Genomic DNA, 16,490 nt, shown 5'->3' with positions numbered 1-16,490 from the left:
TTTTCTTGCTTTCGGGCAACGACTGCGCATAATCGCAAACCGCAATAATAATGATTATCACTTCGTTTGCATTAGGGGATCCCATGCGCGCTATGCCTTTCAATCCCGGACTGAAACCGACGCTGTTGGCCGTAATGGTCAGCGCCGGTTGTTTGCCAGTGATGGCTGCTACCACCAACACCACAACCTCCACTGACGCGAAAAACGAACAGCAGACGCTGACCGTGACCGCGACACCGCAAACCGATTTCAAACCAGGCGGCAACGATCTGGTACCGGCTTTCCTCGATGGCCAGGTTGCACACGGCGGCCGTCTCGGCATGCTGGGTGAGCAGAACGCCATGGACGTGCCGTTTAATGTCATCGGTTTTACCTCGAAAATGATTCAGGATCAGCAGGCGCAAACCATCGGTGACGTGGTGCGCAACGATGCTGGCGTGCAGAATCTGAAAGGCTACGGCAACTTTGCCGAGAGCTATCGCATTCGTGGCTTCAAGCTGGACGGCGATGCCATGACCTACGGCGGCCTGGCGGGTATCGTGCCGCGTCAGGTGATGGATGCCTCGCTGATTGATCGCGTGGAGATCTTTAAAGGGGCTAACGCCTTGCTGAACGGTTCGGCGGAGAGCGGCGTCGGCGGCATGATTAACCTCGAGCCGAAGCACGCTGATGATACGCCGCTGACGCGCATCGGGGTGGATTACACGTCCGGTTCCCAGGTGGGCGGCACCGCCGATATTGGTCGTCGTTTTGGCGACAACAACCAGTTTGGCGTGCGGCTGAATGCGGTTAACCGCGAAGGCGGCACCGAGGTAGATGGCGAGAAAAAACGCACCACCGCTGCGTCACTCGGCCTGGATTATCGTGGCGATCGTCTGCGTACGTCGCTCGACGTTGGCTACCAGAAAAAGACCTTCCACGATGCGCGTAACGGCGTCAACATCAGCGGCATCGATTTCATTCCTGATGTGCCGTCCAACGCGAAAAACTACAGCCAGAAGTGGGTGTTCAGCGATATCGAGTCGGAGTTTGGTCTGGCGAAAGCCGAATACGATCTGACCGATCATTGGACCGCCTATGCGGGCCTCGGCGCGCAGCACACACATGAAGTGGGCAATTACGGCATTCCGAAGATCCTCGACAGCGCCGGCAACGCCACCATTGGTCGCTTCCGCACCAATCGCGTGCAGGACAACATGAGCGGCATGGTTGGCCTGCGTGGTGATTTCACTACCGGTCCGGTGACGCATAAAGTGAATTTCGGTTATTCGGCGATGACCACGAATGCGAAAAACAGCTATCGCATGTCGTCGGGCAACGATGCCAACGTAAATATTTATCACCCGCAGGATGTGGCTGAACCGGATAGCGTGTTCGCCGGTGGCGCTAAGTTCAGCGATCCGCTGACCACTTACCGTTCACGTTCGCAAGGCTACCTGCTGAGCGATACGCTGGGCTTCTTTGATGACACCTTGCTGGCAACCGTCGGCGCGCGTCATCAAAAAGTGGTGGTGCGTAACTACGGTTATGACGGCGTTGAAGATACCGCGACACGTTTCGACAGCAGCCGTTGGTTGCCGGCGTACGGTTTGCTGTATAAAGCCACGCAAAATATCTCGCTGTATGCCAACCATACTGAATCGCTGACGCCGGGCACCGCCGCGCCGTTTACCGCCACCAACTACGGTAGCGTGACCGGCATCGTGCATGCGAAGCAGAACGAAGTGGGTGTCAAAGCGGACTTTGGTCGCGTCGGCGGATCGCTGGCGCTGTTTGAAATCAAACAGCCGGTTGGCGTGCTGAACAATTCGGTCTACCAGCTGAATGGCGAGCAGCGCAACCGTGGCGTGGAGCTGAACATATTCGGTGAGCCGGTGCTGGGCCTGCGTCTTAACAGCAGCGCCACCTGGATCGATCCGGATATGACCAAAACCGGTGACAGCGATCAGGATGGCAAAAACGCCATCGGCGTACCGCGCTTCACTGCGGCGCTGGGTGCGGAGTATGACATCAAGCCGGTGGACGGTTTGACCGCCACAGCATTGCTGAACTACACCGGTTCACAATATGCCGACCTGGCAAACAACATGAAGCTGGATGATTACACCACGCTGGATTTGGGTCTGCGTTACCGCATGAAGGTTAACCAGAACGATATGGTGTGGCGCGTGGGCGTGGATAACGTCACGAATGAGAAATATTGGGCCAATGTTGATGACAGCGGCACCTATTTGTCGCAGGGTGAACCACGCACGGTGAAGGTTTCACTCAGCTACGATTTCTAATCTGCTCTCGAATGGGGCGCGCCTGCGCCCCATTATTTCTCCGCCAGAAATTTTCCTGTAACTTAGGGCGCATTGCATTACACTCTGTGCGGCAATCCTGCGCGAAAACTCGCCTTTATTTTTGAGTCATCATGAGTTCACCTGCACCACCAGACGACCACGACGAACCTTATCGGCAGCCGCTCGACGACGCGCTCTTCGCCATTGTGGTGCTTGCAGTCACTTCGGTTACGCTTATAATCTTCGTCCTGATGATTACGCTGTGGATGAGTTAAGGTCAGCACCGGGAAAAGGAAGCCTGTAAGGAGATGTCGATGGAATCCAGCGATGACAAACTGATCGCCATAATTGGCCTGCTCTCCGCCTGTTTAATTGGCGTGGTGTTTCTCTTCACCATGACCTGGCTCACCGACGTGCGTCACCCCGCGGATCCTTCACTCGATGTGCAAACCTGCCCGCAAAAACCCGCCACTACGCAACAGTCCTAGCTTTTTGTCTGCCAGTTCTGCCACTTAATCTGTTGACTGCGCAACTCCAGCGCCAGCGCCTCATGCAGGGTGCGATTGCCATTGGGATCGCCGAGGCCAAACAGCGCACCCGGTGAACGCCGATCGTCGGCCCACGCCGGATACTCCACCACCGGATAGAGTGAAATCCCTTCCAGCGCCACGCCGTGATCCAGCGCCAGACGCGCTTCTTCACTGATCTGCCGCAGCCAGGGCGCTCGCGCATCACCTTCGGCTCCGGTTTCGGCCAGAATCATCGGGCGCTGATAACGTTGCCAGCACTGCATTAACAAACGGTGCAGCGGTTGGCGCGTCGGATGGTCGATTGGCATGGTTTCGCCTGAGAAAAACCAGTGATTGTCGGGATAGTAATTAAGACCCAGAATATCGAGGAAATCCGCGCGGCCACCCAGTTCCGGCGCATCGCGTCCGCCAATCCAATCCCAGGCTTCAAACTGCGCCTGATGCTGCGCGTCGGCATAAGGTTTGCTGTCAGGGTTATCGGGATCGGTCGCCACCTGCACCAGCGGATCGGTCAGCACAAAGCGGGCATCGGGATAAACCTCGCGAATGGCGTGCATCGCCGCCAGCGAGGCGCGCACTAATTGGCGCTTCAGCTCACGACCGCGATCGCTGGCGTAGGGATCGAGCCAGGAAACATCCGCGCCGGCCCACGACCAGAATGAGATCTGATTGATCGGCGTGAAAAAGGGCTTTTCGATGCCTTCATCGCGCATCAGTTGAGCCATGGCGCGGGCGAAGCGTTCAAAGTGATCGATAAAGCTGGCTTTCCAGATATCCAGGTGATCGGGATAGCCAAAGTGCGCCAGCTCCCAGATAATCTGCATATCGTGACGCGCCGCGGCGTGCACCATCGGCAGAAAGGTGCGCCAGTCATATTCGTTGGGCACGGCTTCAATCAGATGCCAGCGAGCGCCATCGCGCGCGGTGTGCAAACCTTCCTGCGCCAGTGCGGCATAATCTTTCTCCAGCAGCATGTCGTGGCCGCTGCTGATCACCATATCGAGCCGACGTCCGCCTGCGCGTCGGGCGGTTGAACAGGGAAAACTGCCCTGAAAGAAACTGCGGAACAGCTGAGGGTGATGGCGCAGGGATTGCTGAGTCATAATCCTCTCCTCACATTGAGCGCCGGATGCAGAATGCAGAACGCCTGGCTAAGTCTAGACTAAATTGACGGTGCACCATTGGGCAGAAAAGGAAGCCTCCGATTGCTTCTTAGCGCATTGATACCAACAATAATAGGTCCACAGCTTTCAGGGATTCACTATGAGTGAAGCAGCAACCTCTTTGCCGCCTGAGGAACATTCGGGCAACCGGCTGAAACCGAGTGTTGAGGCGCGTTGCGCACGACATCCGGGCATGAGCGGCATTCATCCGCTTAACGATGGATTGGACGCTTTTGCTGCGCGCTATCAGTTGATGAGCATGGCGCAGCACACCATTGATGTGCAGTACTACATTTGGCACAACGACATGTCCGGCCGCTTGCTGTTCAGCGCGCTGCTGGACGCCGCCGAGCGCGGGGTGAAAGTGCGATTGCTGCTGGATGACAATAACACGCCGGGTTTGGATGAGACGCTGGCGGAACTCGATCGCCACGCTAATATCGCGGTGCGCCTGTTTAATCCGTTCTCGTTCCGCACGCTGCGCGCGCTCGGTTATCTCACCGATTTTTCCCGCCTCAATCGACGTATGCACAATAAGAGCCTGACAGTGGATGGCGCGGCGACGCTGGTGGGCGGGCGCAATATCGGCGACGAATATTTTGGCACCGGCGATGAACCACTGTTTACCGATCTCGATGTCCTGGCGATTGGTCCGGTGGTCGACGAAGTGACGCAGGATTTCGAACGCTACTGGCGCAGTAAAGCGGTATCGCCGCTGCGCAAAGTGGTTGATGTGAGCGGCGATGCGCATCAGGCAGTGCGCTTGCCACAAGAGTGGCAGCAGAGTGAAGCGGTGGAGCGCTATCTGGCACGGTTGGAGCACTCGTCGTTTATCAGCCAGATGGAGCAGGGCGAGTTGGAGATGACGTGGGCGGAATCGCGCCTGCTGAGTGATGATCCGCGTAAAGGGCTCGGCAAAGCAAAACGCCGCAGTCTACTGCCGCAGCGCATGCTAGAGGTCATCGGCACGCCGCAGCAGCAGTTCGATATTATCTCGGCCTATTTTGTCCCGACGCGATCTGGCGTGGCGCAGCTGCTGGCATTGAAGCGTCGCGGGGTGAAGATTGCCATCCTTACCAATTCGCTGGCGGCCAATGACGTCACGGTGGTGCACGCCGGTTATGCGCGCTGGCGCAAAAAACTGCTGCGCCACGGCATCGCGCTGTATGAACTGAAGCCGCAGGACAATCCGCAAACCGCGCCACACGATCGCGGTATCACCGGTAATTCAGGTTCCAGTTTGCATGCCAAAACCTTCACCGTGGACAATCGCAAAGTATTTATCGGCTCGTTCAATTTCGATCCGCGTTCCGCCATGCTGAACACCGAAATGGGGTTGGTGATTGAGAGTGAAGCCCTGGCGCAGCAAACGCATCAGCGCTTTATTGCCGGGATGCGCGATCGCGCCTGGACGCTACGTCTGGATAAGTGGGGACGCGTCAATTGGGTCGAGTTTGCTAACGAGCAGGGCGAAGTGGTGCACAAACATGAACCGCAATGCACGCTGCTGCAGCGCTTGCTGGTGCGACTGGTGTGGCGCTTGCCGGTTGAGTGGTTGCTTTAGATAAAAAGGGCCAGCTTAGCGGGCCCTTTTTTCATTTGCGTTGCGGCTTACCGGAGAACAGGAAGCGCAGCAGCGGAATGCGCAGATGGATTTCATACAGCGTAAACGCCACGCCAAATACCATCAGTAAGCCGACGAAGAAGCCGAGCGTGTTGTTGCCGATGTGCGGCGTGATGTAGATGCCGTACAAAATGGTCAGCGGATGGTGTACCAGATAGATAAACAGCGAGGCATTCACCAGATACATGATGCGCGGCGAATGGCTGTTCAGCAGCTTATGGCCGAAGCTAAAACAGACGTTTAGCATGCACAACCCCATCAGTGTCGAAATGATCATATCGATTTCATACAGCCAACCTTCACCGCTGCTGTAACGCTGATTCAGGCTATAGGCGATGAATACTGCGATAGCGCCAAAGCACATCACCGGATTAAAGCGCACAAACAACGCTTTCAGCGCCTGATGCTTCCAGCTCAACGCACCCAGCATAAAGAACGGCAGGAACATCAGCGTTTGCATCACGGCAATGCTGAACAGGCCATCGGCAAACACGGCCGGAACGAAATAAAACAGCACGCGGCGGAACGCACACCAAATTAAGGCATAAGTCAGTAGCGCCAGCGTCAATTTGCCCCAGCCAATTTGCTGATAATCGATGCTGCGCTGCTGCTTATTCAGCCAGCGAAACGCCACCATACCGAACGTCGTCAGAATCACCAGTACCAATAAAAACCACAGATGAGATATCAGCTCCCACGCCAGCGTGTTGTACTTGTCGTACAGCGAGAAACTGTTCCAGTCGCCGATTTTATCGGTGAGATTTTTGGTGATGAAAAACTGCGGCAAGGTAATCAGCGGCACGGCAGTCAACATCGGGATGCCGACACGCTCCAGACGCACTTTCAACCAGCGCTGCGGCTGGTAGCGTAAGTAGAGCATGTAGGAAAAATAGCCTGAAATAACAAAGAACACCTGCATGCGGAAGGCGTGAATAAAGTCGTTCAGCACCGTCAACCACATTGAGGCGTCATGGCTGTTCACGGCCCATTTCTGCGTGGAGTAAATCAGAGAGACGTGAAAAGGCACGCCTAATAACATTAAATACGCGCGAATCGAATCGAGGAAATATTCACGTTCGGGTTTAGCTGAACTCATAATCTTCCAATAGTCAGTTTACTTGCCGGTTTCGCCCTGAAACCGGATTATGCCGAAGGAAAATTCTACCGGCTGTAAACAGGGTATACTATCAGGTGAATCTGTATGTGGTTTTGCGGGGTTTAATTATCCTAAAAGCACATTTTCAGCTTACAAATCAGCGGAACAATCTATTACATACGCTGTCGGAAAACCGAATAATCCTTTAAGATAATCGGGTTTGATCTAAGCACACGAAAGGGGGGGATGTGCTGAATAATGTGAATAATAAAGTGGGACTGGTAAAGATGCGCTGGGTAGGCGCGGCAGTTCTGCTGGCTATGTATGCCAACAATAGTTGGGCGTTTAACATTGATGATGTTGCAAAACAAGCCAAGGCGTTGGCAGGGAAAAGTTTCGAAGCGCCAAAAAGCAATTTACCCTCTCAGTTTCGTGAAATGAAGTTTGCTGACTATCAGCAGATCCAGTTTAACCACGACAAAGCTTATTGGGGCAAACTGCGCACGCCGTTTAAGCTTGAGTTCTATCATCAGGGCATGTATTTCGATACGCCGGTGAAAATCAACGAAGTGACGGCGTCTTCAGTACGTGAAATTAAATATAACCCTGACTACTTCAATTTCGGCAACGTAAAACACGATGCTGATGCAGTCAAAAACCTCGGCTTTGCTGGGTTTAAGGTGTTGTATCCTTTAAATAAAAAGGGTAAAGACGACGAGATCACCAGCTTCCTCGGCGCCAGCTATTTCCGTGTGATTGGCGAAGGCCAGGTGTACGGTCTTTCGGCACGTGGACTGGCGATTGATACCGCCTTGCCGTCGGGCGAAGAGTTCCCGCGCTTTAAAGAGTTCTGGATTGAGCGTCCAAAACCGCAGGACAAACAGCTGGTGATCTATGCGCTGCTGGATTCGCCACGCGCGTCCGGTGCCTATCGTTTCATCATCAAACCGGGCAAAGAATCGACGGTTGATGTGCAATCCAAAGTTTATCTGCGTGATAACGTCGGCAAACTGGGCGTTGCGCCACTGACCAGTATGTTCCTGTTTGGTGCAAACCAGCCTTCGCCAGTGACCAACTTCCGTTCTGAGCTGCACGATTCGAATGGTCTTTCGATTCATGCCGGTAACGGTGAGTGGATTTGGCGTCCGCTGAATAACCCGAAACATCTGGCGGTCAGCACCTTTACCGTTGAGAACCCGAAAGGTTTTGGTCTGCTGCAGCGCACGCGTGATTTCAGCCGTTTCCAGGATCTCGACGATCGCTATGACCTGCGCCCAAGTGGCTGGGTTGAGCCGCAGGGTGATTGGGGTAAAGGCCGCGTTGAACTGGTAGAGATTCCAACTGCCGATGAAACCAACGACAACATCGTTGCGTTCTGGACGCCGGAAAAACTGCCAGAGCCGGGCAAAGAGATGAACTTCCAGTATCGTCTGCACTTCACCCGTGACGAGAATCAGCTGCACTCAGACGATATCGCCTGGGTAAAAGACACGCTGCGCTCTGCCGGTGATGTGAAGCAGTCGAATCTGGTGCGTCAGCCGGATGGTTCTATCGCCTTCACCGTGGATTTCGTTGGCAAAGCGATGAGCAAGCTGCCGGAAGATACGCAAGTGGCGCCGCAGGTGAGCGTGGGTAACAACGCTGACGTGGTTGAGCAGAGTGTGCGCTACAACCCGGTGACCAAAGGCTGGCGTCTGGTGTTGCGTCTGCGTGTGAAAGATAACAAGCAGCCGACTGAGATGCGTGCGGCGCTGGTGAGCGGCGACAAGACATTGACGGAAACCTGGAGCTATCAGCTACCTGCCAATGAATAAATCGATATTTCTACCTCAATCTTACGTGGAGGCTCTGCCGCTTGATGCGGCAGGGCGCGCCCGTCTCAGCGATTCGCTGCAGAATGCGCAGGCGTTCCACGCTATTCATACGTCGCTGGGGCAAGATAACGCCGCCAGCGAGCGCCCGGATGATGCACCGCTGAAATCGGTGTCATCCCGTGTGCAAATGGCCTGGCCGGACTCACTGGCGGATGGTCAGCAGCTCAGCAAGGATTATCTTGATCGCACCACACTGAAGGCGATGCCGAAAGTGAAGCGTTCGCTAATGTTCCCGGAGATCTGGCGCACCAACCCGATTGCGCGCGCCTGGGATTCCCTGCGCGGCCAGAAATCCACCCCACGCTATGCCACCGTTGAAGAGCAGAAAAACGAGGACAAGTGGCGCCACGTTGGCTCCATGCGTCGTTACGTACTGCTGATTCTGACGATTCTGCAGACCGTGGTGGCAACCTGGTACATGAAAACCATTCTGCCGTATCAGGGCTGGACGCTGATCGATCCTATCGAGATGTTCAACCAGAACTGGCTGCAGTCGGTTGAGCTGATCCTGCCGTATATCCTACAGACCGGGATTCTGTTCCTGTTCGCCATCCTGTTCTGCTGGGTTTCTGCCGGTTTCTGGACTGCGCTGATGGGCTTCCTGCAGCTGCTGATCGGTCGCGATAAATACAGTATTTCGTATTCGACAACCGGCGATGAGCCACTGAATCCGGAACACCGTACTGCGCTGATCATGCCGATCTGTAATGAAGATGTAGAACGCGTGTTTGCTGGCCTGCGTGCGACCTGGGAATCGGTCAAACGAACTGGCAATGCCGAACACTTCGACGTCTACATTCTGAGCGACAGCTACGATGCCGATATTGCCATCGCCGAGCAAAAAGCCTGGATGGAGCTGGTGCGTGATGTCGGTGGCGCCGGCAAGATTTTCTATCGTCGTCGTCGTCGTCGTGTGAAGCGTAAAAGCGGCAACATCGATGACTTCTGCCGTCGCTGGGGCAGCAACTACAGCTACATGGTGGTGCTGGACGCCGACAGCGTAATGAGCGGTGAGTGTCTTACCGGTTTAGTGCGCATGATGGATGCTAACCCGAACGCCGGTATTATCCAGTCTTCGCCGAAAGCGTCAGGCATGGATACGCTGTATGCGCGTTGCCAGCAGTTTGCTACCCGTGTGTACGGTCCGCTGTTCACCGCTGGTTTGCACTTCTGGCAGTTGGGTGAATCACACTATTGGGGCCATAACGCCATCATTCGTGTGCAACCGTTTATCGAGCACTGTGCGCTGGCACCGCTGCCGGGTGAAGGTTCCTTCGCGGGTTCGATCCTGTCGCATGACTTCGTTGAAGCCGCGCTGATGCGTCGTGCCGGTTGGGGGGTGTGGATCGCCTACGATCTGCCAGGCTCCTATGAAGAACTGCCGCCGAACCTGCTGGATGAGCTGAAGCGTGACCGTCGCTGGTGCCACGGTAACCTGATGAACTTCCGTTTGTTCCTGGTAAAAGGGATGCATCCGGTTCACCGTGCGGTGTTCCTGACGGGCGTAATGTCCTATCTCTCCGCGCCGTTGTGGTTCATGTTCCTCGCGCTTTCTACTGCCTTGCAGGTGGTGCACACGCTGATGGAACCGACCTACTTCCTGCAACCACGCCAGCTGTTCCCGGTGTGGCCGCAGTGGCGTCCCGACTTGGCGATAGCCTTGTTCTCAACTACGCTGGTGCTGCTGTTCCTGCCGAAATTGTTGAGCGTGGTGCTGATTTGGTTCAAGGGAGCGAAACCTTATGGTGGCGCCATCCGCTTGTTCTTCTCGCTGATTCTGGAGATGCTGTTCTCAGTGCTGCTGGCGCCGGTGCGCATGCTGTTCCACACCGTGTTTGTGGTCAGCGCGTTCCTTGGCTGGGAAGTGGTGTGGAACTCGCCGCAGCGTGATGATGATGCGACGCCGTGGAGCGAAGCTTTCCGTCGTCATGGTTCACAGATGCTGTTGGGTCTGGTGTGGGCGGGCGGTATGGGCTTCCTCGATCTGAACTTCCTGTGGTGGCTGTCGCCGATCGTCGTCTCGCTGATCCTGTCGCCGTTTGTATCGGTGATGTCGAGCCGTGCAACGGTAGGGCAGAAGAGCAAGAACGCCAAACTGTTCCTGATCCCGGAAGAGTATGAGCCACCTAAAGAGCTGGTTGATACCGATCACTATCTGCAGATCAACCGTCAACGCGCGCTGAAAAATGGCTTTATGCATGCACTGTTTAACCCGGCATTTAACGCGCTGGCGACGGCGATGGCAACATCACGTCACAAGCAGAGCGATTTACTGGATCATGCGCGTGACCGTCGTGTCGATCAGGCACTGAGCGATGCGCCAGAGAAACTGAATCGCGAGCAGCGTTTGCAGCTGATTAGCGATCCGGTGGTGCTGGCTCGTGTGCACTCACGCCTGTGGGAAAGCGCGGACAAATATCATCAGTGGGTGGAAAGCTATCAGAAGCTGAAGCTCAATCCAGAGGCGCTGCCACAGCGCTGAGGATGAGAAAGTAAAAAGCGGCAGAGATGCCGCTTTTTTTTCGCCAGAAATATGTCGCAATCTTTACGTGTTAAGGAGTGGTCATCGTCCCTGCGAGATGGTTAAACTAACGCCAGTTCATTGTGAGTAAATGTTGTGAATTATTTCCTGAAAATAACCGCGCTTAGCGCCGCCATTCTTCTGCTCACCGGTTGTGGCAGTATCATCAGCCGCACCTTTCCTGGACAAGGTCACGGCAACCAATATTATCCCGGCGTGCAGTGGGACGTTCGTGACGGACCGTGGCGCGTGCTAACCATTATCGATTTGCCGCTGTCGCTGGTGATGGACACGCTGTTACTGCCCGTCGATGCCAGTCACGGTCCGTACGAATAAACGCTATTACAGGTTGTCAGAAGGGCTGTTGTCGTCTTCCCACTCTTGTGCCGCCGCTTCGCCCTCTTCAAGGTCACGCGGTGGTTCCAGCTGGAACTCGCCGTCATCCCATTCGTGCAGCGTATTTTCCGCCTGCCACTCCTGACGCAGTTCGACTTCATCAAAATCGCCATCAAAGATGGCTTGTGCAGCGTCTCCGCTGGAGATCGGCAGGCATTCACCCTGACCGTCCTCTTCCGCGAAAAATTCGGCCTGCCACATAATGTCGCCATCCTGCATCACGTACTTCTGCAGGGCGAACTGGCTCACGCTGGCATCTTCTTCAGCGATCTCTGGTTGGCTGGCGAGGAACTCTTCACGAGCGGCTTCAATGGCTTCTTCAAGGGTGGTAAACAGGCTCATCATCAACTCCATGTCTGTAAAAAAGGGATTTCACAGAAGGATAGACGAAAAATCGTGAAGTGCAGGGCGGAGAGGAAATATCAGTTGGGCGGTTGCGTGAAATTCAACCGCCTAACCGGTCAGGCTATTTTCTGCGGGAAATGCAATACCGGGCGTACTGATTCGTGAATAATTGGAGCAGAGTAACGAATACAACATTTAATACAGGGCTTAACCTTTTTAAAATTAATACGCGCGGTTGATAATGCCTGATTTAAATTATATAGAGTGCCAATAAATACCATGTCCTCCTTTACGGGTAAGCGTTTGCACTCTTTCCGATGCAGAAGATGATAACCTTCCTGATCGGTACTGATCGTCACGTAGTAGTAGATACCTTTATTCATATTATATTGTCCTGAGATATATTTGCTGTGTGTAATCTTTTTATATTTTTTAAAAGTGAACGGGTGAAGCTAAGTGCTGTAATCGAAATTAACTGGATTCGATTTTACGAACCAATTCCATAAAGTTATAAGCGAAGCGATTATTTTAACGAAAAGGAATATGGGGTTTTTTAATCAGACAATACCTTGTTTAGTAAGTTAATTTTACTTCATTGATAAGTGATGCCGAAGGATTTAGCAATATTAAATAGGAATAGCCCTGGAAGTCGTAGAAATCAGGTCCGAAACGCTAAACTTAGGTGAATAAATATTAATGGGTGACAATTCCGCGAATCCTGCATCAACGCAGAATTTGGCTGCTATGGTGCAAGGAAAGGTTAATTTTACGTCAACATTGCGTGCTGAAGAAAAGTGATGTCTGATTAAATGCGGCGCTAAGCCAACTATCAGCTTAAGTTCAGGCTGGCACGGCTCACTAATAAATTACCGCATGTGATCGCGCCAAAAGGCAAATTAGTGCATATAAACAGCGGAGCACACAGGGTGCCCCGACCAATATTAATAAACCGATGGTTCGCCTTGCGGACGCGTTTTAAAGCGGCGATGCAGCCACATGTATTGCTCTGGAGCCAGCAGCACCGTCTCTTCCACCACTTTATTCATCACCACAGCCGTATCAAGTTCAGATTCCAGCGTAAATTTGTCGCGGATATCTGGCATCATTTTCAGCTCATAGCCGCGCGCGTTCGGCAGACGTCGCGCCAGGAACGGCACCACGCTTGGGTTTGCCAGACGAATCAGCATATGGGTGCCGGTGGTGGTCGCCGCATCCTGAACCGCGAAGAATGGCGCAAACACGCTGCTGCGCGGGCCATAATCATGATCCGGTGCATACCAGATAATGTCGTTGTTCTTCATGGCGCGAATCATGCCTTTCAGATCTTTGCGGTCCAGCATGCTTTTATTGGAGCGCATCCGGCCCCAGGTTTGCAGCCAGTCGATCAACTTGTTGTCGTTGGGACGATACACGCCAATGCCTGGGTTGTGCATACCAAATACCCGCGCTCCCAACTCCAGAGTCAGAAAGTGCATACCAATTAATAATATGCCGCGCTTCTCTGCCAGCGCGTTAGTCACGTGCTCCAGCCCGCTGGTGGTGACCCATTTACGAATACGCCAGTCCGGCCAGAACCACGCCATCCCGGTTTCAATCAGCCCCATGCCAACCGATTCGAAGTTGTGCTTTACCATCGCGTCACGTTCATTGGTCGGCATAGTGGGGAAGCACACTTCAAGATTACGCTGCGCCACTTCAACGCGCCGCTTCATAAAGCGCATGGCAACGCGACCCAATCCGCAGCCAATTGCATGCAGTACCGGATAGGGCAACAGCACCAGCAGATAAAGAAAGCCAATGCCGAGCCAGGTCAGCCAATAGCGTGGATAGAAGAGTTCACGGGTGAGTTGGGGAAGTTGAGTCATGGAAATGTCAGTATCCTGCGTCTTATGCCAGAGAGTCCGGTTTCTGTAATTTTTTGTCATTATGCCATTTTTTCATTCTGGCTGAAATCAAGCATAGACCGAGGACGGCTTTCCGACAGCAGGTATGCGCACGAAAACGCAATTGTGGCGCACAAATGCGTGTGTAATTTCAGCCGGCAGGCTTATCAAACCAAAATTTTTGTATCAGGCAGAATTCGGGTATCATACGCGCGCTAAATTTCTCTGATTGCTAACAGGACGAACACCATGCCAGTGTTACATAACCTTGTTTCCAATAAAGAGCTGAAGGAACGTATGTTGGCGGAAACCGAACCACGTACCACAGTCTCTTTTTATAAATACTTCCAGATTGCCGATCCTAAAGCCTTCCGTGATGCCCTCTACGTTGAGTTAACCAAACTCAAGGTGTTTGGTCGCGTCTATGTTGCGCACGAAGGCATCAACGCACAAATCAGTGTGCCCGCCAGCCGCTACGAAAAGATGAAGGCCGCTTTGTATGCCTTTGATGCGGCGCTAAATAACTTGCGCATGAACATTGCGCTGGATGATGACGGTAAATCTTTTTGGGTGCTGCGCCTGAAAGTGCGTGAACGCATTGTAGCGGATGGGATTGAAGACAATAGCTTTGATGCCAGCAATGTGGGTGCTTACCTGAAAGCCGCGGACGTTAATGCAATGCTCGACGATCCGGATGCGCTGTTTGTGGATATGCGTAACCACTACGAATATGAAGTGGGGCGCTTCGATAACGCCATGGAAGTGCCGGCCGATACCTTCCGCGATCAACTGCCGATGGCCGTTGATATGCTGCAGGATCAGAAAGACAAAAAGATTGTTATGTACTGTACCGGTGGCATTCGTTGTGAAAAGGCCAGCGCCTGGATGAAACACAACGGCTTCAAAGATGTTTATCACATCGAAGGCGGGATTATTGAATACACCCGCCGGGCGCGCGAACAGGGTTTACCGGTGCGTTTCAAGGGCAAAAACTTTGTCTTTGACGAGCGCATGGGCGAGCGTATTTCCGACGATATTCTTTCCAGCTGTCATCAGTGCGGCACGCCTTGCGATAGCCACACCAACTGCATCAATGATGGCTGTCATTTGCTGTTTATTCAGTGCCCAAGCTGCGCTGAAAAGTACAACAACTGCTGCAGCCCAATCTGCATGGAAGAGTCAACGTTGTCGCCAGAGGAGCAGCGCGCACGCCGTGCGGGCCGTGAAAATGGCAACAAAGTGTTCAACAAATCACGTGGTTTGCTGAACATGACGATGGCGATTCCGGCGCCAGATAAAAAATAAGCGTAAAACAGCCTGAGGTCTGCGGACTTCAGGCTGTATTTCGTTTACTTACGCACGCCTTCCACCGAAATAATCAGTTCAGCTTTCTGCGATGCCGGGCCAAGATCTTTGCTGATGTTGAACTCTTTCAGCACGATCTCACCGCTGGCTTCAAATCCTGCACGGTAGCCGCCCCATGGATCTTTGCCTTCACCGATCAATTTAGCATCCAGCGTGACGGGCTTGGTCACGCCATTCAGCGTCAGGTCACCGGTGATCTTGTAATCTTTACCCTCTTTCTTCACGGCGGTAGAAGCAAAGGTTGCCTGCGGGAACTTACCGGTGTTGAGGAAATCCGCGCTGCGCAGGTGTTTATCACGCTCAGCATGGTTGGTATCGAGGCTGTTGGTGTTGATGGTCACGTTGACTTTATCTGCCGCAGGATTGGCTTCATCAAAAGTGAAGCTGCCATCAAAGTCTTTAAAGGTGCCGTACAACCAGCTGTAGCCCAGGTGCTGAATGCGGAACTGCACAAATGCGTGCTGGCCTTCCTTATCAAATTTGTAATCAGCCGCGCTGGCCGTCAGGCTGGCGCTCAATAATCCGGCCGCTGCTACTGCCAATAATGTCTTCTTTAGCATGCTACTTTTCCTTTTCAGAGGTTAACGGGATGCGGTAACCCAACATCCTTTTCAGTGTCACATCACGGTCGATAAAATGGTGCTTCAGGGCTGCTAGCGCGTGCAGTGCAGAGATCAGCACCAAACCCCACGCCAGCCAAAGATGAATGTCACCCGCCAGATCCGCTTGTTGCGCGGCGCCGCTGAACAGGGCGGGAACCGCGAACCAGCCAAATACGGAGATCGGTTTGCCATCGGCGGTGGAGATGAGATAACCGGTGAACAGCAGCACCAACAGTAAGCCGTATAACAGCCAGTGCGCGGCGGTAGCGCTGCGTCGTACGGCGGGCGAATAACTCGCCAACGGTTTGGGCGGAGGTGAAATAAAACGCCAGCCGAGGCGCAGCAGCAGCGCAGCGAACAGCAGAATGCCGATGCCTTTATGAATTTCGGGCGCATCGTGATACCAGCCATCGTAATAGCCCAATCCGACCATCCACAAACCCAGCGCGAACATGCCGTAAATAACCAGCGCCATAAGCCAATGCAATAAAATCGAGACAGCGCCGAAATGCTGTGTGGAATTACGCCACATTAAAATCACCTGGAATGAAATAAGTGGTAATGAGCATCTACATTTTGCAATGAAAGATCAATTAACCTTACTTTTCTATAAAGTTGAAAATCATCTTCGGAATAAATGAGGATTTAATTAAAACTCAGTCAGAATAATTGAAGGGATAGCTTAAAAGGCGGGGCTTATTGCGAAGTATTGCATATTCACTACACCAAATGCGGCATAGCGCTGCGCTGAATGTTGATATAGGTAATTAACTGTCAGTTTGTGTCAATTTCGCCGGCACAGGATT

14 protein-coding genes are annotated in these 16,490 nt (G+C 53.3%); 7 read left to right on the top strand and 7 right to left on the bottom strand.

Annotated elements, in window-relative coordinates; translation table 11 throughout:
- The first annotated feature begins 83 nt into the window (after positions 1 to 83).
- On the top strand, positions 84 to 2,285 hold the full coding sequence (locus tag ACVLVH_RS15595) for a TonB-dependent receptor (protein WP_192413683.1): 2,202 nt from the start codon (positions 84 to 86) through the stop codon (positions 2,283 to 2,285).
- A 314-nt stretch (positions 2,286 to 2,599) separates the two neighbouring features.
- The gene (locus ACVLVH_RS15590; protein ID WP_167391168.1) at positions 2,600 to 2,773 is read left to right on the top strand and encodes a hypothetical protein; all 174 of its coding nucleotides are present in this window, start codon (positions 2,600 to 2,602) and stop codon (positions 2,771 to 2,773) included.
- On the opposite strand, the gene ACVLVH_RS15585 is transcribed toward ACVLVH_RS15590, so the two are convergent.
- A complete protein-coding gene (locus ACVLVH_RS15585; protein WP_101760873.1) occupies positions 2,770 to 3,918 on the bottom strand; it encodes a glycoside hydrolase family 1 protein in 1,149 nt (382 codons plus the stop codon). The genes ACVLVH_RS15590 and ACVLVH_RS15585 overlap by 4 nt on opposite strands.
- Positions 3,919 to 4,078: 160 nt before the next feature.
- Here ACVLVH_RS15585 and ACVLVH_RS15580 point away from each other — a divergent pair, with 160 nt between their 5' ends.
- Positions 4,079 to 5,542, top strand: coding sequence for a phospholipase D-like domain-containing protein (locus ACVLVH_RS15580; protein ID WP_101760872.1), 1,464 nt, complete (start codon positions 4,079 to 4,081; stop codon positions 5,540 to 5,542).
- Between the two features lie 31 nt (positions 5,543 to 5,573).
- Here ACVLVH_RS15580 and mdoC read toward each other — a convergent pair whose 3' ends face one another.
- The gene (mdoC, locus tag ACVLVH_RS15575) at positions 5,574 to 6,698 is read right to left on the bottom strand and encodes a glucans biosynthesis protein MdoC (RefSeq protein ID WP_101760871.1); all 1,125 of its coding nucleotides are present in this window, start codon (positions 6,696 to 6,698) and stop codon (positions 5,574 to 5,576) included.
- Positions 6,699 to 6,976: 278 nt separating this feature from the next.
- Between mdoC and ACVLVH_RS15570 the strand changes: the two genes are divergently transcribed.
- The 3 genes from ACVLVH_RS15570 (at position 6,977) to ACVLVH_RS15560 (ending at position 11,429) form a co-directional block, all read left to right on the top strand.
- Positions 6,977 to 8,512 (top strand): glucan biosynthesis protein G, encoded by a 1,536-nt coding sequence (locus ACVLVH_RS15570; protein ID WP_192234533.1) that lies wholly within the window; start codon positions 6,977 to 6,979, stop codon positions 8,510 to 8,512.
- On the top strand, positions 8,505 to 11,054 hold the full coding sequence (gene mdoH, locus ACVLVH_RS15565) for a glucans biosynthesis glucosyltransferase MdoH (protein WP_101760869.1): 2,550 nt from the start codon (positions 8,505 to 8,507) through the stop codon (positions 11,052 to 11,054). The genes ACVLVH_RS15570 and mdoH overlap by 8 nt, the downstream gene beginning before the upstream one ends.
- A gap of 135 nt (positions 11,055 to 11,189) precedes the next feature.
- Positions 11,190 to 11,429 carry a YceK/YidQ family lipoprotein gene (locus ACVLVH_RS15560; protein WP_110865906.1) on the top strand — a complete coding sequence of 80 codons (240 nt, stop codon included), beginning with the start codon at positions 11,190 to 11,192 and terminating at the stop codon, positions 11,427 to 11,429.
- A 6-nt stretch (positions 11,430 to 11,435) separates the two neighbouring features.
- On the opposite strand, the gene ACVLVH_RS15555 is transcribed toward ACVLVH_RS15560, so the two are convergent.
- The 3 genes from ACVLVH_RS15555 to ACVLVH_RS15545 all read right to left on the bottom strand — a co-directional run bounded on the left by ACVLVH_RS15555 (position 11,436) and on the right by ACVLVH_RS15545 (position 13,699).
- Positions 11,436 to 11,831 carry a MysB family protein gene (locus ACVLVH_RS15555; protein ID WP_101760867.1) on the bottom strand — a complete coding sequence of 132 codons (396 nt, stop codon included), beginning with the start codon at positions 11,829 to 11,831 and terminating at the stop codon, positions 11,436 to 11,438.
- A 119-nt stretch (positions 11,832 to 11,950) separates the two neighbouring features.
- A complete protein-coding gene (locus ACVLVH_RS15550; protein WP_008103132.1) occupies positions 11,951 to 12,217 on the bottom strand; it encodes a hypothetical protein in 267 nt (88 codons plus the stop codon).
- Between the two features lie 558 nt (positions 12,218 to 12,775).
- The gene (locus ACVLVH_RS15545; protein ID WP_101760866.1) at positions 12,776 to 13,699 is read right to left on the bottom strand and encodes a Kdo(2)-lipid IV(A) acyltransferase; all 924 of its coding nucleotides are present in this window, start codon (positions 13,697 to 13,699) and stop codon (positions 12,776 to 12,778) included.
- Positions 13,700 to 13,966: 267 nt separating this feature from the next.
- Here ACVLVH_RS15545 and trhO point away from each other — a divergent pair, with 267 nt between their 5' ends.
- Positions 13,967 to 15,022, top strand: coding sequence for an oxygen-dependent tRNA uridine(34) hydroxylase TrhO (trhO, locus tag ACVLVH_RS15540; protein WP_192413681.1), 1,056 nt, complete (start codon positions 13,967 to 13,969; stop codon positions 15,020 to 15,022).
- Between the two features lie 44 nt (positions 15,023 to 15,066).
- Here the strand turns inward: trhO and ACVLVH_RS15535 are convergent, their stop codons facing one another.
- A complete protein-coding gene (locus tag ACVLVH_RS15535) occupies positions 15,067 to 15,642 on the bottom strand; it encodes a YceI family protein (protein WP_101760864.1) in 576 nt (191 codons plus the stop codon).
- 1 nt (position 15,643) lies between these two features.
- On the bottom strand, positions 15,644 to 16,216 hold the full coding sequence (locus ACVLVH_RS15530) for a cytochrome b (protein ID WP_192413680.1): 573 nt from the start codon (positions 16,214 to 16,216) through the stop codon (positions 15,644 to 15,646).
- Positions 16,217 to 16,490: the final 274 nt, after the last annotated feature.

It is taken from the genome of Kluyvera sp. 1366, assembly GCF_054823405.1.
The sequence above is the reverse complement of the archived record's forward strand: the minus strand, read 5'-3'. Positions and strand labels throughout refer to the sequence as shown.